General features: G+C 69.6%; 19 protein-coding genes. 10 read left to right on the forward strand and 9 right to left on the reverse strand.

The features are described from left to right. The first annotated feature begins 21 nt into the window (after positions 1–21). The 6 genes from G537_RS0131875 to G537_RS0131900 all read left to right on the forward strand — a co-directional run bounded on the left by G537_RS0131875 (position 22) and on the right by G537_RS0131900 (position 6,636). On the forward strand, positions 22–897 hold the full coding sequence (locus tag G537_RS0131875) for a carbohydrate ABC transporter permease (protein WP_026873486.1): 876 nt from the start codon (positions 22–24) through the stop codon (positions 895–897). After that, positions 894–1,799 (forward strand): carbohydrate ABC transporter permease, encoded by a 906-nt coding sequence (locus G537_RS0131880; protein WP_026873487.1) that lies wholly within the window; start codon positions 894–896, stop codon positions 1,797–1,799. Before G537_RS0131875 ends, G537_RS0131880 begins: the two co-directional genes overlap by 4 nt. Positions 1,800–1,804: 5 nt before the next feature. Beyond that, a complete protein-coding gene (locus G537_RS0131885; RefSeq protein ID WP_034853752.1) occupies positions 1,805–2,890 on the forward strand; it encodes an ABC transporter ATP-binding protein in 1,086 nt (361 codons plus the stop codon). Between the two features lie 26 nt (positions 2,891–2,916). Beyond that, positions 2,917–3,684 (forward strand): sugar phosphate isomerase/epimerase family protein, encoded by a 768-nt coding sequence (locus G537_RS0131890; protein ID WP_026873489.1) that lies wholly within the window; start codon positions 2,917–2,919, stop codon positions 3,682–3,684. A gap of 186 nt (positions 3,685–3,870) precedes the next feature. Continuing rightward, the gene (locus G537_RS0131895) at positions 3,871–5,022 is read left to right on the forward strand and encodes a Gfo/Idh/MocA family protein (RefSeq protein WP_026873490.1); all 1,152 of its coding nucleotides are present in this window, start codon (positions 3,871–3,873) and stop codon (positions 5,020–5,022) included. 282 nt (positions 5,023–5,304) lie between these two features. Further along, entirely contained in the window at positions 5,305–6,636 is a 1,332-nt protein-coding gene (locus G537_RS0131900; protein ID WP_169516747.1) for an FAD-binding oxidoreductase, read from the forward strand. 127 nt (positions 6,637–6,763) lie between these two features. On the opposite strand, the gene G537_RS0131905 is transcribed toward G537_RS0131900, so the two are convergent. From G537_RS0131905 to G537_RS0131925, 5 genes are all read right to left on the reverse strand, one after another. Then, positions 6,764–7,492 carry a class I SAM-dependent methyltransferase gene (locus tag G537_RS0131905; protein WP_026873492.1) on the reverse strand — a complete coding sequence of 243 codons (729 nt, stop codon included), beginning with the start codon at positions 7,490–7,492 and terminating at the stop codon, positions 6,764–6,766. A gap of 62 nt (positions 7,493–7,554) precedes the next feature. After that, positions 7,555–7,881 carry an NIPSNAP family protein gene (locus G537_RS0131910; RefSeq protein WP_026873493.1) on the reverse strand — a complete coding sequence of 109 codons (327 nt, stop codon included), beginning with the start codon at positions 7,879–7,881 and terminating at the stop codon, positions 7,555–7,557. A 78-nt stretch (positions 7,882–7,959) separates the two neighbouring features. After that, positions 7,960–9,375 carry a ribosome biogenesis GTPase Der gene (der, locus tag G537_RS0131915; protein ID WP_026873494.1) on the reverse strand — a complete coding sequence of 472 codons (1,416 nt, stop codon included), beginning with the start codon at positions 9,373–9,375 and terminating at the stop codon, positions 7,960–7,962. 13 nt (positions 9,376–9,388) lie between these two features. Continuing rightward, positions 9,389–10,711 carry an outer membrane protein assembly factor BamB family protein gene (locus G537_RS0131920; protein WP_026873495.1) on the reverse strand — a complete coding sequence of 441 codons (1,323 nt, stop codon included), beginning with the start codon at positions 10,709–10,711 and terminating at the stop codon, positions 9,389–9,391. Positions 10,712–10,722: 11 nt separating this feature from the next. Then, positions 10,723–11,364 (reverse strand): tetratricopeptide repeat protein, encoded by a 642-nt coding sequence (locus G537_RS0131925; RefSeq protein ID WP_026873496.1) that lies wholly within the window; start codon positions 11,362–11,364, stop codon positions 10,723–10,725. 207 nt (positions 11,365–11,571) lie between these two features. Between G537_RS0131925 and G537_RS0131930 the strand changes: the two genes are divergently transcribed. Both G537_RS0131930 and G537_RS0131935 read left to right on the forward strand, forming a co-directional pair. After that, entirely contained in the window at positions 11,572–11,928 is a 357-nt protein-coding gene (locus G537_RS0131930) for a DUF2794 domain-containing protein (protein ID WP_211230585.1), read from the forward strand. Between the two features lie 32 nt (positions 11,929–11,960). After that, positions 11,961–12,728 (forward strand): SDR family NAD(P)-dependent oxidoreductase, encoded by a 768-nt coding sequence (locus tag G537_RS0131935; RefSeq protein ID WP_026873498.1) that lies wholly within the window; start codon positions 11,961–11,963, stop codon positions 12,726–12,728. Here the strand turns inward: G537_RS0131935 and G537_RS0131940 are convergent. Further along, on the reverse strand, positions 12,725–13,414 hold the full coding sequence (locus G537_RS0131940) for a B3/B4 domain-containing protein (protein WP_026873499.1): 690 nt from the start codon (positions 13,412–13,414) through the stop codon (positions 12,725–12,727). The two genes, G537_RS0131935 and G537_RS0131940, sit on opposite strands and share 4 nt — an antisense overlap. A gap of 49 nt (positions 13,415–13,463) precedes the next feature. On the opposite strand from G537_RS0131940, the gene G537_RS0131945 reads away from it, so the two are divergent. Next, positions 13,464–14,090 (forward strand): helix-turn-helix domain-containing protein, encoded by a 627-nt coding sequence (locus G537_RS0131945; protein WP_211230586.1) that lies wholly within the window; start codon positions 13,464–13,466, stop codon positions 14,088–14,090. 181 nt (positions 14,091–14,271) lie between these two features. Here G537_RS0131945 and G537_RS0131950 read toward each other — a convergent pair whose 3' ends face one another. From G537_RS0131950 to G537_RS0131960, 3 genes are all read right to left on the reverse strand, one after another. Then, positions 14,272–15,729: an NAD-dependent succinate-semialdehyde dehydrogenase gene (locus tag G537_RS0131950; protein ID WP_034853754.1), complete on the reverse strand. Its 1,458-nt coding sequence runs from the start codon at positions 15,727–15,729 to the stop codon at positions 14,272–14,274. 175 nt (positions 15,730–15,904) lie between these two features. Continuing rightward, positions 15,905–17,185, reverse strand: coding sequence for a 4-aminobutyrate--2-oxoglutarate transaminase (gene gabT / locus G537_RS0131955; protein ID WP_026873502.1), 1,281 nt, complete (start codon positions 17,183–17,185; stop codon positions 15,905–15,907). Positions 17,186–17,278: 93 nt separating this feature from the next. Continuing rightward, positions 17,279–18,181, reverse strand: coding sequence for a LysR family transcriptional regulator (locus G537_RS0131960; RefSeq protein WP_026873503.1), 903 nt, complete (start codon positions 18,179–18,181; stop codon positions 17,279–17,281). Between the two features lie 205 nt (positions 18,182–18,386). Here G537_RS0131960 and G537_RS42590 point away from each other — a divergent pair, with 205 nt between their 5' ends. Next, on the forward strand, positions 18,387–20,711 hold the full coding sequence (locus G537_RS42590) for a calcium-binding protein (RefSeq protein WP_051249403.1): 2,325 nt from the start codon (positions 18,387–18,389) through the stop codon (positions 20,709–20,711). The last annotated feature ends 58 nt before the right edge of the window (positions 20,712–20,769 follow it).

Raw genomic sequence — 20,769 nt, forward strand, 5'->3', positions numbered from 1 at the left:
GGGAGCCATCCGGGAGGGACCATGTCCGCGCTCCGCATCCGCTATCCGGCGGCCAAGGCCGTGATTGCGCCCACCGTCCTGATCATGGCGGTGTGCTTCTACGGCGCGATCCTGTGGACGATCTACATCTCCTTCACCCGTTCCGGGCTGGTGCCGAACTACACCTTCACCGGGATCGGCCAGTATGTGCGCCTGTTCGGAACCGCGCGCTGGCACACCGCCTTCAGCAACATGTTCATCTTCGGCGGGCTGTTCATCGTGACGGCGCTGATCTTCGGCACGCTGCTCGCCGTGCTGATCGACCAGAAGGTCCGGTTCGAAGGCGTGTTCCGCACGGTCTTCCTGTACCCGCTGTCGATGTCCTTCATCGTCACCGGCCTGGCCTGGCAGTGGTTCCTCAACCCGACCATGGGGCTGCAGGACTTCGTCCGCGGGCTGGGCTGGGAGAGCTTCACCTTCGACTGGATCGTCGACCGCGACAAGGCGATCTATACCCTGGTGCTCGCCGCGGTTTGGCATTCCTCGGGCCTGATCATGGCGATCATGCTGGCCGGGCTGCGCGGCATCGACCACGAGATCTGGCGGGCGGCGCGGGTCGAGGGCATCCCGCGCTGGCGCACCTATCTCTCGATCGTGCTGCCGATGCTGCGGCCGCTGATCGTCACCTGCGTCGTCCTGCTCGCGATCGCGGTGGTGAAGAGCTACGACCTGGTCGTCGCCATGACCCGTGGCGGCCCCGGCAACGCCACCGACATGCCGGCCAAGTTCGTGGTCGACCTGACCTTCGAGCGCGCCAATGTCGGCCTCGCCTCGGCCGGCGCCGTGGTCATGCTGGCCGCGGTGCTGGCGGCGCTGGCCCCCTATCTCTACATCGAGCTCGGGCGGAGGAACCGATGACCGACACCGTCGTCGCCGGCGCCATCCCGCGCGCCGCCCGCCGGGCCTCGTCGCGCGGCACCGCCGGGCGCCTCGGGCTCTACGCCTTCCTGGTGGTCTCGGCGCTGTTCTTCGCCATCCCGCTGCTGATCGCCTTCAACACCTCGCTGAAGCCGATGGACGAGATCCGCCAGGGCTCGCTCTTCGCCCTGCCGGCGGCGCCGACGCTGGAGGCCTGGGACAAGGCCTGGTTCTCGGCCTGCACCGGCCTGTTCTGCGACGGGCTGCATGTCGGCTTCTGGAACTCGGTCAAGATCCTGGTGCCGAGCGTGGTCCTGTCGATCCTGATCAGCGCGCTCAACGGCTACGCCCTGGCGCAATGGCGCTTCCGCGGCGCCAACCTGATCCTGACCGCGCTGATGCTGGGCGCCTTCATCCCCTACCAGGTGATCCTCTATCCGCTGGTGAAGGTGTTCTCGACCCTGTCGCTCTACGGCACGCTGCCGGGGATCGTGCTGATCCACATCGTCTTCGGCCTGCCGGTGCTGACGCTGATCTTCCGCAACTTCTATGCCGGCCTGCCGGAGGAGCTGGTCAAGGCCGCCCGGGTCGACGGCGCCGGCTTCTTCCGCATCTTCCTCCAGATCATGCTACCGATGTCGCTGAACATCCTCATGGTCGCCCTGATCCTGCAGGTCACCGGCATCTGGAACGACTATCTGCTGGGGCTGATCTTCGCCGGCCGCGAGAACCTGCCGATGACGGTCCAGCTCAACAACATCGTCAACACCACGACCGGAGAGGTCGAATACAACGTCGACATGGCGGCGACGCTGCTGACCGCGATCCCGCCGCTGGTCGTCTACTTCCTCTCCGGTCGGTACTTCGTCCGCGGCATCGCCTCGGGCGCCGTGAAAGGGTGATCCGTATGTCCTCCGGCATCTCGATCCGCCGCCTGAACAAGTCCTACGGCCCGCTGCACGTGCTGCGCGAGATCGACATCGAGGTCGATCCCGGCGCCTTCACCGTGCTGCTCGGCCCCTCGGGCTGCGGCAAGTCCACCCTGCTCAACGCCATCGCCGGCCTCGACGACGTCGATTCCGGCGAGATCGTGATCGGCGGTGTCGACGTCACCGACGCCGAGCCGAGCGCCCGCGGCCTGGCCATGGTGTTCCAGTCCTACGCCCTCTACCCGACCATGACGGTGCGCAAGAACCTGTCGTTCGGGCTGCGCGTCAACCGCGTGCCGAAGGAGGAGGTGGAGAAGCGCGTCGCCTGGGCCGCCGACCTGCTGCAGATCCGCGAGCTGCTGGACCGCAAGCCGGGCCAGCTCTCAGGCGGGCAGCGCCAGCGCGTGGCGATCGGCCGGGCCCTGGTGCGCGACGCCAAGGTGTTCCTGTTCGACGAGCCGCTGTCCAACCTCGACGCCAAGCTGCGCACCGAGATGCGGGTCGAGATCAAGCGCCTGCACCAGGAGCTCGGCACCACCATCATCTACGTCACCCACGACCAGGTCGAGGCGATGACGCTGGCGACCCGGATCGCGGTGATGAAGGGCGGGCAGGTGGAGCAGTATGCCGACCCGCAGACGCTGTACGAGAAGCCGCAGACGCTGTTCGTGGCCGGCTTCGTCGGCTCGCCGGCGATGAACTTCCTGCCCGGCACGGTGGTGCCGTCCGACGGCATGGCGGCGCGGATCGAGGGCCACGACCTGCCGCTCGGCGCCTATCCCTTCCTGGACGAGCCGGCGGCGGGGGACGAGATCGTGCTCGGCTTCCGGCCGGAGGATATCGGCCTGGCCGACGATGGCGCGCCGGGCGTCCCGGTCGACGCGCCGCTGATCTTCACCGAGCCGATGGGCGCCGACACGCTGGCTTGGTTCGACCTGGCCGGCAAGCGCGTCTCCGTCCGCCTGCCGCCGGACCGGGCGCGGGCCCTGTCGGGCGGGGCGCGTCTCGCGCTCGACCTGTCCAAGGCCTCCCTGTTCAGCACCCAGACCGAACGCCGGCTGTGACGCCGGCGCCAAACCAAGAGGAAGCGATGTCCACTCCGGATGTGATCTCCATCCAGCTCTACAGCCTTCGCAACTATGGGGACCTCGACAGGCAGCTCGACGCCGTGGCCGCCGCCGGCTACCGGCATGTCGAGACGATCCAGTCGCATTTCGACGACGCGGCCGGCACGCGCCGCAAGCTCGATTCCCGCGGCCTGACGGCGTCGTCCGGCCATATCGGCCTGCCGGCGCTGCGCGAGCGGCTCGACTGGGTGGTCGAGGGCGCCAAGACGGTCGGCATCACCCAGCTGTTCATGCCGGCGCTGCCGACGGAGGAGCGCAAGGGCGGCGGCGAGCACTGGCACAGGGCAGGGCAGGAGCTCGGCGAGTTCGCCGCCCGCCTCGCCGACCGCGGCATCAAGCTCGGCTACCACAACCATCATTGGGAGTTGGAGGCGATGGAGGACGGCCGGCCGGCGCTGGCGCATTTCTTCGACGGCGCCAACGGCCATCCGCTGACCTGGCAGGTCGACGTCGCCTGGCTGGCGCGCGGCGGCGCCGACCCGTCCGACTGGCTGGCGAAGGAGAAGGCGCGCGTCGTCTCGGCCCATGTCAAGGACATCGCCCCGGCCGGCCAGAAGACCGACGAGGACGGCTGGACCGATGTCGGCACCGGCACGCTCGACTGGCCGCGGCTGTGGCGCGAATGCCGGTCGGCGGGCGCCGAATGGATGGTGGTCGAGCACGACAACCCCAAGCACCCCGACGCCTTCGCCAAGGCCAGCTTCGACTTCCTCAAGGGCCTGCCGGCCTGACCGCTCTGAAGACCATCGGCCGGAGCCACCCCCTCACCCGGAACCGCTGACGCGGTTCCGACCTCTCCCCGAGGAGAGGTGACCAATCCCTCTCCTCGGGGAGAGGGAGGGGCCCAGCCCGCAGGGCTGGGAGGGTGAGGGGGCGGGTCGGCCGATCCGACCGCACCACCCCCGGAGACTTCCCACATGACCCCCGTCACCCTCGGCATCATCGGCTGCGGCAACATCAGCGATGCCTATTTCCGCGGCGCCGCCGGCTCCGGCCTGGTGCGCGTCAAGGCCTGCGCCGACCTGCGGCACGAGGCCGCCGAAGCCAAGGCCCGGCAATACGGCGTCGCCGCGCTTTCGGTCGAAGAGCTGCTGGCCGATCCGGAGATCGAGATCGTCATCAACCTGACCGTGCCGCTGGCCCATGCCGCAGTCGGGCTGCAGATCATCGCCGCCGGCAAGCATGTCTATTCGGAGAAGCCGCTGGCGGCGACGCTGACCGATGCCCGCGCCCTGGCCCAGGCCGCGGCGGCGGCCGGCCTGCGCATCGGCTGCGCCCCCGACACCTTCCTCGGCGGCGCCCACCAGGCCTGCCGCCGCCTGATCGACGAGGGCCGCATCGGCCAGGTAGTCGGCGGCGCCGCGGCGGTGATCTCGCGTGGCATGGAAAGCTGGCACCCGAACCCGGAGTTCTTCTTCAAGCCGGGCGGCGGACCGATCCTCGACATCGGGCCGTACTACGTCACCCAGCTGATCAACCTGCTGGGGCCGGTGAAGCGGGTGGCGGCGGTCGCCACCAAGGGGTATCCGACCCGCACCGTCACCAGCGAGCCGCTCAATGGCCAGATCATCCAGGTCGAGGTGCCGACCACGGTCAACGGCGTGCTGGAGTTCGAGAGCGGTGCCAACATCTCGCTGACCGCCTCCTGGGACGTGTGGAAGAACAAGCGCATCCCGTTCGAGATCTACGGCACCGAGGGCTCGCTGCTGGTGCCCGACCCGAACTTCTTCGGCGGCGCGCCGCAGGTCACCGCCCAGGCCGGCGACTGGCAGGATGTCGACATTTCGGCCCATCCCTTCGGCGCGCCGAACCGGCCGCTGAAGGACGGCCGCTCGGTGGCCGATTACCGCATCATCGGCGCGCTCGACATGGCCGTCGCGATCCGCGAGGGCCGGCCGCACCGCGCCTCGGGCGAGCTGGCGCTGCATGCGCTGGAGGTGATGGAGGCGTTCGGCCGCTCCTCGGCCGAGGGCCGGCACGTCGTGATCGAAAGCGTCTGCCAGCGGCCGGAGCCGGTGCCGCTCGGCGCCGACGAGTCGGTCTTCGTCGCGGCGCGGAAGGCGGCTTGAGGCGGTTCTTGGGGGCGACAACCCTCTCCCCCTAACCCCTCCCGTGAGGGGAGGGGGAGGATAGTTGAGCCATGCCTCCTCTTCACTCTCCCCCTCCCCTGCGGGAGGGGGCAGGGGGAGGGGGCTCGTGCCGTTGTCTCCGGCCCGGCCTTGATCCACGCGGCCGCCCCCGCCATTCTCGGCCGTCACCGACCGGGAATGCCATGACCGCCCCCCAATCCCCAGGCTGGCCTCGACGCCGCCTTCCTCGCCCGCCTCGATGCGCTGCTCGGCCCGGGCGGGGTGGCCCGGGCCGAGGCCCTGGCGGGCACCGATCCCGGCTATCATCCGGACAACCTGGCCGCCGGGATCCAGGCCTCGCCGCGCAGCGTTGAGGAGGCGTCGGCGGTGCTGGCGCTGTGCCACGAAGCGGGTGTTTCCGTCGTTCCGCACGGCGGCCGCACCGGGCTGGTCGGTGGCGGCGCCTCGCGCCCGGGGCAGATCGTGCTCAGCACCCGCCGGCTCGACCGGATCCTGGAGATCGACACCGCCGCGCGCCTCGCCGTGGTCGAGACCGGGGTGACGCTGCAGCGGCTGCAGGAGGCGGCGACGGAGCACGGCCTGACGCCGGGCATCGACCTCGCCGCCCGCGGCTCCGCCACCATCGGCGGGATGATCGCGACCAACGCCGGCGGGATCGAGGCGTTCCGCCGCGGCACCATGCGCCACCGGGTGCTGGGTCTCGAATTCCTGCGCGCCGACGGCACCGTGGTCTCCGACCTGGTGCGGGTGCTGAAGAACAACACCGGCTACGACCTGAAGGACCTGATCGTCGGCTCCGAGGGCACGCTCGGCATCGTCACCCGCGCCGTGATCCGGCTGGAGCGGCTGGTGCCGCCGGCGGCGACGGCGCTGGTCGCCTGCACCTCGGCCGAGGCGGCGCTGACCGCCGCCGGGCGGCTGCGCGACCGCTTCCCCGGCCGGCTGCGGGCGCTCGAGATCATGTGGCACGCCTATGCCGAGACGGTGGCGCAGGAGCACGGCCAGGCGCTGTCCGGCTTCGGCCTGGACCCGGCGCCGGTCTATCTCCTGACCGAGGCCGAGCAGGACCCCGACACCGACATCGCCGCGGCGATGGAGGCGGAGATCGGGGCGCTGTGGGAGGAGGGGGCGGTCACCGGCGCCGCCCTGGCGCAGAACGAGCGGCAGCGCGAGCTGTTCTGGCGCATCCGCGACGATTCCGATGCGATCGGCCGCGCCTGCCCGGACGCCAAGACCTTCGACGTCTCGGTGCCTCTGTCGGCGCTGCCCGGATACGTGTCGCGGATCCGGGCGGATCTGGCCGCCGCCTTCTCCCCGGCGATGCGGGTCTATGTCTTCGGCCATCTCGCCGACGGCAACCTGCACGTGATGGTCGGCGACCGGCCGGCCGGGTCCGAGCCGCGGATCGAGGCGATCCTCTATGACGGTCTGGCCGAGGCCGGCGGCTCCTTCTCCGCCGAGCACGGCATCGGGCTGGAGAAGCAGGACGCCTTCCGCCGCTACGGCGACCCGGCGCGGCGGGCGGCGATGGCGGCGGTGAAGGCGGCGCTGGACCCGAAGGCGATCCTCAACCCGGGGAAGATCCTCGGATAATTACCTGTTTTCATTCTCCTTTCTGTCATGCCCGGGCTTGACCCGGGCATCCAGGGAATGTCGAGGCCGCTAGGGGTGGCCCCTGGATTGCCGGGTCAAGCCCGGCAATGACAATCAAGAGAGGCCGTCACGCCAGCGGCCGGGCCTTCAGCCACAGGAACAGCGGCAGCCGCGACCATTGCTGCAGCAGGGTGTTGCCCTCCGGATGGTCCGGCTGCGGCTCGCGGATCGAGGTGATGGCGAGGCCGGCCGCCTCCAGCGCCGCGGCATAGGCCTCGAGCGGCTGCGACCAGCCGGCGAAGTCCATGCGCAGCCCGTCGCGCTCCTCGCTGCCCTCGAAGCGCACCCGGCCGTAATAGCTGCCCTCGAAGAGGAAGGGCGCCTCCGGCTCCGGCCCGGCGAAGCGGCCACGGTCGCGGAACGGATGGACCAGCGACACCATCAAAGTGCCGCCCGGCCGCAGCACGCGGCGGATCTCGCGCACCGCCGCCGGCACGTCGTCGACATCCATCAGCATGTTGTAGGCGACCACCAGGTCGAAACGGCCGTCCTCGAAGGGCAGGGCGGCGGCGTCGGCCACGGCGTAGTCATGGGCAGACCGCGCCTCGGCCGCGATCTCCACCATCTCCGCGACGGTGTCTGAAGCCGTGACGCGGTAGCCCAGCGCCATCAGCTCGCGCGACACCCGGCCCTCGCCGCAGCCGAGGTCCAGCGCCTCGCCCGAACCCCGTCCGATATAGCCGACCAGCGCCTCGCGATAGGCCCAGAACGCGTCGTGGCCCGGCTTCCGCGCCCAGGCCGTCCAGTCCCGGGCGACGCGGGCCCAGTGCTCCCGGTCGGTCGAAGTCTTCGTCATCATCCCCTCCGGCAAAAGGAAAGGGCGGCCGGAACCGGCCGCCCCTGTCGGTCGGTTGCTGGCTACTTGACCTTGGAAAAGGCGGTCGGCTTCAGGATGGCGTTGGTGACGCGGGCGACGATCGGGCCGTCGCGCTCGGTCCCGGCGCGCTTCTCCAGCCACTCCGGATCGGCGGTGAAGGCCGACCATTTCTGCTCCCGCTCGGCCAGGGACTCCCATTCCAGCAGGTAGTACAGGGCGTGGTTGCTCTCGCCGATCTCGACCGTCCAGAAGCCGGCCTGGCGGATGCCGAAGCGCTCCCAGATCTTCAGGGTGATGGTCTCGAAGCGGTTCAGCAGCGCCGGCAGCTTGCCCGGCACGCAGTGATAGACGCGCAGCTCGTGAATCATCCGATCTCCTCCCGAAAGGGGTCGGACTCTGGCCCCGCCTCGGCCCGATTGCAATCGTCCGGCAACCGGCGGAGGCCGTCAGCTCTTGTCGGCGTAGGGGTTTTTCGGCTGGCGCAGCACCATCCGGATCGGCACGCCGGTCAGGTCGAAGCTCTCGCGCAGCCCGTTCACCAGGTAACGCAGATAGCTCTCCGGGAACTCCTCGGCCTGGGACACGAACAGGGCGAAGGTCGGCGGCCGTGCCTTGACCTGGGTGATGTAGCGGATCTTCAGGCGGCGGCCGCGCACCAGCGGCGGCGGATGCGCCTCCAGCATCGCCGGCAGCCAGCGGTTCAGCGGCCCGGTGCGCACCCGGCGGTTCCACACGCGGTGGATGTCCAGCACCGCGTCCATCAGCTTGTCCAGCTTCTGGCCGCGCAGGGCGGAGATCGTGACGGTCGGCACGCCGCGCGCCTGGGGCAGGGAGGTCTCCATCCGGTCGCGCAACTGCTGCAGCGCCGCGGCATGGTCCTCGACCGCATCCCATTTGTTGACCGCGATCACCAGGGCGCGGCCTTCCTCGATCACGTGCCGGGCGATGGTCAGGTCCTGCTTGTCCAGGATCGCCGCGGCGTCCAGCATCAGCACGCAGACATGGGCGAGGCGGATCGTCTCCAGCGTCTCGCCGACCGACATGAACTCGATCCGGTCGTCGTGCTTGTCGATCCTGGCCTTGCGCCGCAGCCCGGCGGTGTCGACCAGATGGATCGCCTGGCCGCGCCAGGTCCAGTCGACGCCGATGGCGTCGCGGGTGATGCCGGCCTCGGGCCCGGTCAGCACCCGCTCCTCGCGCAGCAGCGCGTTCATCAGGGTCGACTTGCCGGCATTGGGGCGGCCGATGATGGCGAGGCGGATCGGCCGCGTCAGGTCGCGCTCCGGATCGACCGTGTCGCCGTCGCCTTCCTCCTCCGGCATGGCGTCGTCGTCCTCGCCGGCGCCCTCGGCCGCGCCGCCATCCTCGGCCGGCATCAGCGGCCGCAGCGCCTCGGCCAGGTCGGCCAGCCCCTCGCCATGGGCGGCGGAGATGCCGATCGGCTCGCCCAGCCCCAGCGACCAGGCCTCGTGCATCCCGGCCTCGGCGGCGCGGCCCTCGCATTTGTTGGCCAGCAGCAGCACCTGCCGGCCCTGCCGCCGCAGCCATTGCGCGAAGTGCTTGTCCAGCGGCGTCACCCCGGCGCGGGCGTCGATCAGCATCAGCGCGACGTCGGATTCGCGCAGCGCGATCTCGGTCTGCTGACGCATCCGCGCCTCGAGGCTGTCGTCGAACGCCTCCTCGAGGCCGGCGGTGTCGATCACGCGGAAGCGCAGATCGGCCAGCTTGCCCTCGCCGATCCGCCGGTCGCGCGTCACCCCCGGGGTGTCGTCGACCAGCGCCGAGCGCTTGCCCACCAGCCGGTTGAACAGCGTCGATTTTCCGACATTCGGCCGGCCGATGATGGCGAGGGTGAAGGACATGCGCTCGATCTGCTCAGCGATAGGCGGTCAGCGTGCCGCCCGTGCTGAGAATATACAGCGTCCCGTCGGCGACAACCGGGGTGATCCGTGTCGGGTCGGTCTCGAAATGGCCGGTGACCTCGCCGGTCCTGGGCGAGATCAGCACGCCCTGTCCGGTCGAGCTGGCCAGCAGCAGCGTGTCGCCGGCCAGGACCGGGCCGGTCCAGGTGATCGGGCCTTCCTTGTCCTCGGGGTCGGTCCAGCGCTCCAGCTCGCGGGTCCAGCGCACCTTGCCGGTGTTGCGGGCCAGCGCCACGACCACGCCGTCGGTGGTGACGAGATAGATGGTGTCGCCGGCCACCCAGGGCATCTGCGTGCCGCTGATCGGCTGCTCCCAGACCGCGACGCCCGAGCGCATGTCGACGCCGACCGCCTGGTTGCCGTGGCTGACCGCGACCACCAGGTCGCCGTCGACCGCCGGCGGGGCGGTGATGTCGGCGAGGCCGGCCAGGGCGCCCGCGGCGCGGGCGGCGCCGCCGCCGACATTGGCCGACCACACCGGCCGGCCGTTCTCGATCCGCAGCCCGTACAGCTCGCCCGAGGAATAGGGTACCACCACCACGCCGTTGTCGACCGCGGCGCTGCCGCCGCCGAGCAGGGCGGAGGATTCGGTGATGCCGGCATGGTTCCACACCTCGGTGCCGGTCTTGGCGTCCAGCACCTCGGTCTGGTTGTCGATGGTGATGGCGATCAGGCGGCCCTGGGTCACGGTCGGCGCGCCGCGCACCGGCCCGGCCAGCTTGCTGCGCCAGATCAGGCCGCCGTTCTTCGGGTCGACCGCCACCGCCTCGCCGAAGCCGGTGGTGGCGTAGACCACGCCGTCGGCATAGGCGGCGCCGCCGCCGATCGGCACGCTGTCCTGCTCCGGATCCGCCACCCGCACCCGCCAGTCGGAGCGGCCGGTGGCGGCGTCGATCGAGTTCAGCCGCCCGGCGGCGTCGGTGACGTAGACCCTGCCATCGGCGACCACCGGGCTGCTCAGCAGCGCGGTCGTGCTGCTGTCGCCGGTGCCGATGCTGGTGCTCCACACCCGCTGGAACGGGATCTTCAGCGCCAGGTTGCCGTTGACGTGGTTCACGGCGCCGCCCGGGTTGCGCCAGTCGGCATTGGTGCGCACCGCCGGCAGCACGCTGGGCTGGCCGGCATCGGCCGCGGGCGCCAGGTCCTGGGTGCGGCTGATCACCGGGATGCGTTCGCCCGGCAGCGGGGTCTTCTCATCCTTGAACCAGCTGCAGGCGCTGAGCAACCCGGCGAGCGCAACGATGGAGACCCGGGTCGGCAGGTGGCGTCGCCGCATGGCGTGATCCCTCAATTGCTCGAAATGCTCAGAAGCTGGTCGGCCCGGCTGCGCACGCCGGGGGGCGAGGCCGGGTCCTTGGCCAGCGCCTCGAAGATCTCACGGGCCTTGGCCTTGTCGCCCTGGCGCAGGGCCAGGAGGCCCTGCAGCTCGCGCGCCGAGGCACGCCAGGGCGAGCCGTCGGCGGCCAGGGGCGCCAGCTTGGTGTCCAGCGCCGCGGGGTCGCCGTCGTCGAGCCGGGCCGTCACCGCGTAGAGGCGCGCGAGGTCACGCACCACCGGGTTGACGCCGCTGTCGCCGGCGATCTGCTCGTAGGTCTTGCCCGCCTCGTCGCGCTTGCCGGCATCGAGATCGGCGCGCGCCTCCAGGAGGCGGGCCAGCGCCGCCCGATCGGCGCTGCTGTCGGCGGCGACGGCGGCATAGATCGAGGCGGCGTTCTGCGGGTCGGCGGCGGCCTGCTGCTGGGCGTCGACCAGGGCCCGGGTCTGCGACTGCGCCTGGCTCTGGCTGTAGCTGCGCCAGCCGACGAAGGCGGCGGTGCCGAGGACGATCGCGACCGCGCCGGCGACGATCAGCCTGCCGTAGCGGTTCCAGATCGCCTTGACGCGATCCTCGCGCAGGGCTTCGTCGACTTCGCGGAAGATATCGGTCATCACAGGGTTCCGAACAGGGCGCGCCTCGGCCCGGCCTCATGGCCGAGCCGCCTTACGTAGACGATTGGTTCCGGGAAGACAATCCAACGGTGTGGCGGCGATATGGCGATGTGCGGCGGCAGGGCGATCCGCCGCCGCTGCGACGCTGGCGCGCGGCGGCTGGACGCGCGGGCGGATTCGGCCGACACTCGGCGGACCGACTCAACGGTGTCGAGGCTTTTCGTCCGGCGCATGTCGCAGGTTCTCGATCTCTCGCAGATACGGCGCCGCCGCGGGCGCGTCTATTTCAACCGCGGCGAGCTCGGCCAGCTCCTCAGCCTCTATTTCGACCGCGTCGCCGCGGGCGAATGGCGCGACTACGCGATCGACCACGGCGTCGGCATCGCCGTGTTCAGCGTGTTCCGGCACAGCCAGGACCGGCCGCTCTACGGCATCGCCAAGGTGATGGGGGCGCAGGGCGTGGAATACTGCGTCTACGAGGGCAGGCACCGGCTGCGCCGCGGCCGCACCCTGGCCGAGGTGCTGGAGCTGTTCGAACGCCGGCTGACGCTGGTCCGCGACTGACCTGATTCCGTCCCTTCTCACCCGGGCGCATCATGACCGACATCACCCTTTATCCCAGCCTGCAGGATCGGGCCGTGCTGATCACCGGCGGCGGCTCCGGCATCGGCGCCGCGCTGGTCGAGCATTTCGTCCGCCAGAACAGCCGGGTCGTGTTCTGCGACATCGATGCGGAGTCGTCGCAGGCCCTGGTCGAGCGCCTGGCGGGGGAGGGGCTGCCGGCCCCGGCCTTCCTGCCCTGCGACCTGCGCGACATCGACGCGCTGCGCGCCATGGTGCGGGCGGCGGAGGCGGCGGTCGGCCCGATCCGGGTGCTGGTGAACAATGCGGGCCACGACCAGCGCCACGGCATCGACGAGGTGACGCCGGAGTACTGGGACGACCGGCTGGCGGTGAACCTGAAGCACCAGTTCTTCATGGTGCAGGCGGTGCGCCCCGGGATGCGCGACGCCGGCGGCGGCTCGGTGGTCAATTTCGGCTCGATCTCCTGGCGCGCCGGGATGGGCGGCATGCCGGCCTACACCACGGCCAAGGCGGCGATCGAGGGGCTGACCCGCAGCCTGGCGCGCGACCTCGGGGCCGAGGGCATCCGGGTCAACTGCGTGCTGCCCGGCGCGGTGCGGACCGAGCGGCAGGTGAAGCTCTGGTACACGCCGGACTATGTCGAGCGGATCATGGCGTCGCAATGCATCAAGGGCTTCGTCGAACCGATCGACATCGCCCGCATGGTCGCCTTCCTGGCCTCGGACGACGCCCGCATGTGTACCAGTCAGATGTATGTCGTCGACGGCGGGTGGATTTAAGGGGATCGCAGCAGCGCCGTCTCGATCCGGGCCTCCGGCGCGATCGCGCGGATGCCCTCCGCCAGCTCCCGGCCGACCGCCTCCAGCGCCTCGATCGGCATCGGCTCCAGCCGCTCGATCACGAACCACATCTCGGTCGTCGGCAGGTCGAGGCGGGTGCGCGGGCCCTGGCGCCAGTTCCAGCGCCGGCAGGTGACGCCGCGATCGTCGCGCCAGATCACCTCGCCCGGCTCCGGATGCTCGGTCGCGGGCTCGCCGTTCGCCAGCGTCTCGAAGGTCTCGTCGCCCGTGGCCCGCACCAACCGCGGCGGCCCCTCATAGGCGGCCAGGTCCTCGCCGCCGATCGGCACGGCCCAGCGCACGCTCAGCGCGTTGTAGAGATCGACCAGCCGGTTGATCGGCGGCAGCCCGCCGTCGCGCTGCGCCCGCTTGCGCAGCGCCTCGGCCGAGCAGGGGGTGCGCTGCGGCTTGGCGCCGAAGCCGCGATAGGCCTCGCGCCACGCCTCCAGATGCGCCGCCGCCCAGCCCGGCCCGTCCGCCGCGGCCCGGCACGCCTCGGCCAGAAGGGCTGCGCCGGCGGCGTCGCTCGGGCCGTTGCGGGCGCCGCGCGCGACCAGGCTCAGCGCCGCGAAGTCGGGGCGCAGCGCCCAGATGGCGGGATCGATGACGGGCGGGGAGGACAGCATCGGCTCGGTTCGCTATAGTGACCGGATGGATCATTTTGCTGAATAGGCCATGATGACCGGACAGGTCAATATAGTGACCGATCGAGGCGTGGCCGGCGACGCCGAGACGGCGACCGCGGCGGCGGTGGCGCGCCATGTCGCCGAGCTGCGGCGGGCGCGGCGGCTGTCGCTGGACGGGCTGGCCCGGCTGTCCGGCGTCAGCAAGGGCATGCTGGTGCAGATCGAGAACGCCCGCTCCAACCCCTCGATCGCCACGCTGTGCCGGGTGGCCGCGGCGCTCGGCGTCTCGGTGGCGCAGCTGGTGGATCTGGGCGGGGAGAATGTGGTGCGGCTGGTCGGGCCGGAGGAGGCGGCGCGGCTCTGGGCCGGGCCGGAGGGTGGCGCCGCGGTGCTGCTGGTCGGCAGCGATGGCCCGGACATGCTGGAGCTGTGGCAATGGGAGCTGAAGCCGAAGGAGCGGCACGTCTCCGACCCGCATCCGGCCGGCACGCGCGAGCTGCTGCACGTCACCGCCGGCACGTTGCTGCTCGAGGTCGAAGGCCGCCCGCACGAGGTGCCGGCCGGCACCTCGGCCCTGCTGCGCAGCGACCGGCCGCACGCCTATGCCTGCAAGGGCGCGCGGGCGGTCCGCTTCACCATGGCGGTGATGGAACCGCATGCGGTGCGGCGGTCCTGACGAGGAGGGAGGGCCGATGGCCCTCCCGCACGTATAGAACTGGCGACCGACAAAAAGATCGTCATTGCGAGCGCAGCGAAGCAATCCAGGGCCGTTTGGCGTGGCCCCTGGATTGCTTCGTCGGCTTCGCCTCCTCGCACTGACGGTTCTCTCCTCGAACCGCCATCGCGAGCTCGCCGTCCTACCCGCCCATCCCGGCGAGCAGGACGTATTTCAGCTCCACGAACTCCTCGATGCCGTGGTGCGAGCCCTCGCGGCCGAGGCCGGATTCCTTGACCCCGCCGAAGGGCGCCACCTCGGTGGCGACGACGCCGGCATTGACGCCGACGATGCCGTAGTCCAGCGCCTCCGCCACCCGGAACACGCGGCCCAGGTCGCGGGCGTAGAAATACGCGGCGAGGCCGAAGGGCGTGGCGTTGGCCTGGGCCACCACATCCGCCTCGTCGCGGAAGCGGTAGACCGGGGCCAGCGGGCCGAAGGTCTCCTCCTGCGTCACCACCATCTCGGTGGTGGCGCCGGACAGCACCGTCGGCTCGAAGAAGGTGCCGCCCAGCGCGTGGCGGTGGCCGCCGGTGACGACCGTGGCGCCCTTGGCCACGGCGTCGGCGATGTGGCGCTCGGTCTTCTCCACCGCCTCGGCCGTGATCAGCGGGCCCTGGACCACGCCGGGCTCGGTGCCGCGGCCGACCTTCATCGCCTTCACCTTGGCGGCGAAGCGGGCGACGAAATCGTCATAGACCGCGTCCTGGACGTAGATCCGGTTGGCGCAGACGCAGGTCTGCCCCATGTTGCGGAACTTCGAGGCCAACGCCCCCTCGACCGCGGCATCGATGTCGGCGTCGTCGAAGACGATGAACGGCGCGTTGCCGCCGAGCTCCAGCCCGACCTTCTTCACCGTGTCGGCGGCCTGGCGCATCAGCAGCTTGCCGACCTCGGTGGAGCCGGTGAAGCCGACGAACTTCACCGCCGGATGGCCGGTCAGGACCTTGCCGATCTTCGGTGCGTCGCCGGTGATCACGTTCAGCACGCCCGCCGGCACTCCGGCGCGCACCGCCAGCTCGGCGAGGGCGAGGGCGGTCAGCGGCGTCTCCGGCGCCGGCTTGATCACGGCGGTGCAGCCGGCGGCCAGGGCCGGCGAGACCTTGCGGGTGATCATCGCCGCCGGGAAGTTCCAGGGCGTGATCGCCGCGACCACGCCGATCGGCTGCTTCATCACCAGGATGCGGGCGTCGGCGCGGTGGCTCGGGATGGTCTCGCCGTAGATGCGCTTGGCCTCCTCGGCATAGAACTCGACGAAGGAGGCGGCGTAGTCGACCTCGCCCCGCGCCTCGGCCAGCGGCTTGCCCTGCTCGCTGGTCATGATCAGGGCGATGTCCTCCTTGTTCGCCAGGATCAGATCGAACCAGCGGCGCAGGATGGCGGAGCGCTCCTTGGCCGTCTTCTTGGCCCAGGGGCCGAAGGCGGCCTCCGCGGCCTCGACGGCGTCGGTGGCCTCGGCCTCGCCGAAACGGGGCACGCGGCCCAAGGTCTCGCCGGTCGCCGGGTTGGTCACCGGATCGACGGCCTCGCCGATCCAGGAGCCGCCGATCAGGTTCTGGCTCTTCAACAGGGTCGGGTCGTTCAGGGTCAGGGTGGGCATCAGGGCCTCACGGGGTCACGGAACGGAATGGCGCAAAGGCGCCTTTCGCTGCTCTTTGCTGTCATTGCCGGGCTTGACCCGGCAATCCAGGGGCCGCCCAGAGCAGCTCTTGCCGCCCTGGATGCCCGGGTCGAGCCCGGGCATGACAGGAAGGAGGGATGGAAGAGCCGGCGGCTCAGGCCGCGGCCAGGGCCTGCTCCAGCACGTCCAGGCCTTCGTCGACGATGGCGTCGCTGGCGGTCAGCGGCACCAGGATGCGGATGACGTTGGCGTTGACGCCGCAGGACAGCAGCACCAGGCCGCTCTCATAGGCCTTCTGCGTCACCTTCCTGGTGGCGTCGGCGTCGGGGTCGAAGGTGCCGCGCGACTTGACGATCTCGAAGGCGACCATGCCGCCCAGGCCGCGGATGCCCGCGATCGGCAGCAGGTCGTTGCGCCGCGACAGCGTCTCCAGCCGCGCCTTGATCCGGGCGCCGATGGCGTTGGAGCGCTCCAGCAGCTTCTCCTCCTTGAACACCTCCAGCACCGCCAGCGCCGCGGCGCAGGACAGCGGGTTGCCGGCATAGGTGCCGCCGAGGCCGCCCGGATCGGCCGCGTCCATGATCGGCGCCCGGCCGATCACGCCCGACAGCGGGAAGCCGCCGGCCAGGCTCTTGGCGACACAGATCAGGTCGGCCTCGACGTCGAAATGCTCCATCGCGAACATCTTGCCGGTGCGGCCGAAGCCGGTCTGCACCTCGTCGGCGATCAGGACGATGCCGTGCTCGTCGCAGATCCGGCGCAGGGCGCGCATCAGCTCGGCCGGAACCTCATAGAAGCCGCCTTCGCCCTGCACCGGCTCGATGATGATCGCGGCGACGCGGGACGGGTCGACATCGGCCTTGAACAGGAAGCTCAGCGCCTTCAGCGAATCCTCGACGGTGACGCCGTGATGGGCGACCGGGAAGGGCAGGTGCCAGACCTCGGGCAGCACGGGGCCCAGGCCCTTCTTGTACGGCACCACCTTGCCGGTCATGGCCGAGGCCATCACCGTGCGGCCGTGGAAGGCGCCGGTGAAGGAGATCACGCCGCTGCGGCCGGTGGCGGCGCGGGCGATCTTGACCGCATTCTCGGTCGCCTCGGCGCCGGTGGTGAAGAACACCGATTTCAGCGGGCCGCTGATCGGCGCCAGCGCGTTCAGCTTCTCCGCCAGCTCGATATAGGGCTCGTACAGCAGCACCTGGAAGCAGGTGTGGGTGAAGTTCGCCATCTGCTCCTGGACGGCGGCGATCACCTTGGGATGGCAATGGCCGGTGTTGACCACCGCGATGCCGCCGGCGAAGTCGACATAGCGCTTGCCCTCGACATCCCAGACCTCGGCGTTCAGGGCGCGGGCGGCGGAGATCGGCGTGGCGTGCCCGACCCCGCGGACGACGGCGGCGTTGCGGCGCTGGAACAGCTCGGCATTGGTGGTCATGCAAATCCTCTGAGGTCGGGTCAGGCGACAGACAGAAGGTCGGTGCGGCAGCCTCGTTGCACAATCGCCTAGTTTGAACGCGTCTGGTGCATCCTATGCACCATTGCCGTTCGGTGTCGTGAAGAGATCGCGCAGCCACCGCCGCAGCGTGGCCAGGCCGGGCTCGTCCCAGCGCGCCGCCTCGGACAGGAAGTAGTAGCCGCCGAGGCGGATGTCGGACGGCACCATCTCGACCAGCCCGCCGGCGGCCAGGTCCTCGCCGGCCAGCACGGCGTTGGCCAGGGCGACGCCCTGGCCCAGCCGCGCCGCTTCGATCGCCAGATGGGCGTGCCACAGCCGCGGGCCGCGCAGGGGCGGCAAATCCGCCACCCCGGCCCGGCGCAGCCAGCGCTCCCACTGCTCGGTAGATTCCTCGTGGATCAGCGGCAGGCGCAGCAGGTCGGCCGGCGCCGCGACATCGGCGTGGCGGGCGCGGAAGGCGGCGCTGGCCACCGGGAAGACGCGAGGGCTGGACAGCAGCTCGGCCCGCACCCCGTCGCGCGGCGCCGCCGCCTCCAGATAGATGATCTCGGCATCCGCCTCGTCTCGCGCGAAGTCGGGCCGGGCGAGCGTCGGCAGCAGCGTGATCTCGTGCTCCGGCAGCAGCGCCTCCAGCTCCGGCAGCCGCGGCAGCACCCGGCGCGAGGCGACGCCGGGGGCGCACCAGATCGCGAGCGTGCGGCGGCGCGGCGCCGACAGCTCGGCGGTGGCGCGCTCGATCAGGTCCAGGGCCTGGGCGACCTGGGCCAGGTAACGCTGCCCCTCCGGCGTCAGCGCCAGGCCGCGCCCGGCCGGCCGCAGCAGCCGGGCGCCGAGGCGCTGCTCCAGGTTGCGGACATGGCGCGACACCACGGTGTGGCTGACCGCCAGCTCCTCCCCCGCGGCGCGGACGCTGCCGAGCCGGCCGACGGCCTCGAAGGCGCGGAGCGCGAGGAGCGGGGGCAGGCGGCGGGCCATGGCGGTCTCGGGCGATGGTCGGGCGAGGCGGACCCTAGCATGGCGGCGGCCTGGCATGGCGCGCCGCCGTTATATGAATTTTTTCACGAATTCGCAGAATCCGGATTGCCGAGCGAGGCGGAGCCGGGATTAAGCTGATGGAGGCGCGGGAGGGCCGGGGAACACCGGCCGAGGCGCGCCGGATTTTGAAGGGGGAGAGGATTTCATGCCGGTATTTTCGGGGACGGCGGCCGCCGACAGGATCGTCGGCAGCGCCGAGGCGGACCAGCTTTACGGTCTCGCGGGCGACGACAAGCTTTACGGCGCGGCCGGCAACGACTGGCTGATCGGAGGCCTGGGCGCCGACATCCTGGTCGGCGGCCTCGGCGACGATTCCTACGACGTCGATTCGGCCGGCGACCAGGTGGTGGAGCGGGCCGGCGAGGGCACCGACCGGGTGCGGGCCTGGATCAGCCATCAGCTCGCCGCCAATGTGGAGATCCTGACCCTGGCGGGCACGGCCGATCTGATCGGCACCGGCAACGCGCTGGACAACACGATCGTCGGCAATGCCGGCAACAACGTGCTCAACGGCAGCGCCGGCAACGACGTGCTGATCGGGGGCAAGGGCGACGACGTCTACGACGTGGATTCGGCCGGCGACAAGGTGGCGGAGGCGGCGGGCGAGGGCCAAGACCGGGTGCGGTCGCTGGTCAGCTGGCAGCTGGGCGCCAATGTCGAGGACCTGACCCTGGGCGGCACGGGCGACCTGATGGGCACCGGCAACGCGCTGGCCAACACCCTCATCGGCAACGCCGGGAACAACGTCCTCAACGGCAGTCTCGGCGACGACCTCCTGATCGGCCGCGCCGGCAACGACGTCTACGACGTGGATTCGATCGGAGACAAGGTCCAGGAGTCGGCGGGGGAGGGCTATGACCGGGTGCGGTCGTCGGTCAGCTATACGCTCGGCGCGCATGTCGAGGAGCTGAACCTGACCGGTGCCGTTGCCATCGACGGCACCGGAAATGGGCTAGCCAACACGATCGTGGGAAACGGGGCCGGCAATGCGATAGCAGGCGGCGCCGGAGACGATGTGGTCTACGGCATGGATGGGAATGATCGTCTTTCCGGTGATGCCGGCTTTGACCGAGTTTATGGCGGTTCTGGAAACGATAACCTCGATATTCGAAGTGCTGACATTCAGTCGGGTGAGGTATATGACGGCGGCTCCGGAGTGGATACTTTTAGTGTCAAGGATTTTGGCGATGCAGATTTGTTCAAAATTAACATTATAAATATTGAAAATTTGGATGCGCGAAACGTGAATCTGTATTCTAACCAATTGAATTCATTTAAATATATTTCGGCATGGGAAATTAGGGTTATCGATGGTGGTGAAATAAATTTGGAAAATTCACAGATAGCCGCTGGTACATCAATAAAGTTGAGCGATTTCGGAAATGTCATCAACCTTGGTTCCGCCGGCGCCGGTGTGGTTGGTGAGAATGGCGACGATACTGTAACGGGAGGCAGATCCGCTATCGGCAATGGAGGGGATGATACACTTGTTGCCGGGGCGCATGGGGCGACACTCAACGGCGGGGTCGGCGACGACATTTTGCGCGGCGGAATAGGCTCGGATTTGATCTACGACGGAGCGGGCAGCGATGATGTGAATGGAGGAGACGGTAATGACTACCTCCACGTCAATGATGGCTATATCGCTGCTGGGGACCGCTATGAGGGCGGAGCGGGTGTCGATGAATTGTCTGTTGGCTATGAAGACTACACCCCATCGGTCGATATCTCCATTGCTGAAGTCGTCAGCTTTGAAGTTCTGACCAGCTTCACGAGCCGACTTATCCTTCGGGCCGATCAGCTGGATGGGTTCCGGAGCATATCGGCACCGAGGATCGAGATCGTTGGCGGAGGATCCGTCGATCTCACCGACAGTTCGTTTGTCGCTTCGAACATGACCCTTTTTCTGTCCGCGACCGGAAATACGATCCGCGCGGGATCGTGGGGCTTCGAGGTGCAAGGGGGAGATGGGGCCGATACGGTCATCGGCGGGTCCCGTCGCGACTTCTATGCAGGAGGCGCCGGAAACGATCTGCTTGATGGCAGGGGAGATGACGACTCCCTCTTCGGCTTCGCCGGTGACGACACCCTCACCGGCGGTGCGGGTCACGACTCGCTATCGGGAGGCGATGGCAACGACATCATCATCGGCGGTGCCGACGGTGACTCGATACATGGCGGAATCGGGCGGGATCGATTCGTCTTTACCAGCACCCTCGATGGAGGAGACTTCATCAATGACTTCAACCCAGGGCAAGGCGACACGTTGGTGTTCCAGGGTTTGCTGCACGGCACCTTTAGCTATCTCGGTGCCGCGGCATTCACAGCCAGCGGCAACAGCGAGGCCCGCTTTGCCAGCGGACAGGTGCTTGTGGATACCGATGGCAACGGCACAGCGGACATCACGATCAACCTGACCGGGTTCACCTCCGCATCCCAACTCCACACCTCCGACTTCGTGTTCTCCTGACGGCTCGCGGTGGGCGGAGACCCGATGGCCTCCGCCCCGCATTTCCCGAATGCTGCAT

The sequence above is a fragment of the Inquilinus limosus DSM 16000 genome (assembly GCF_000423185.1).
GTDB lineage: Bacteria > Pseudomonadota > Alphaproteobacteria > DSM-16000 > Inquilinaceae > Inquilinus > Inquilinus limosus.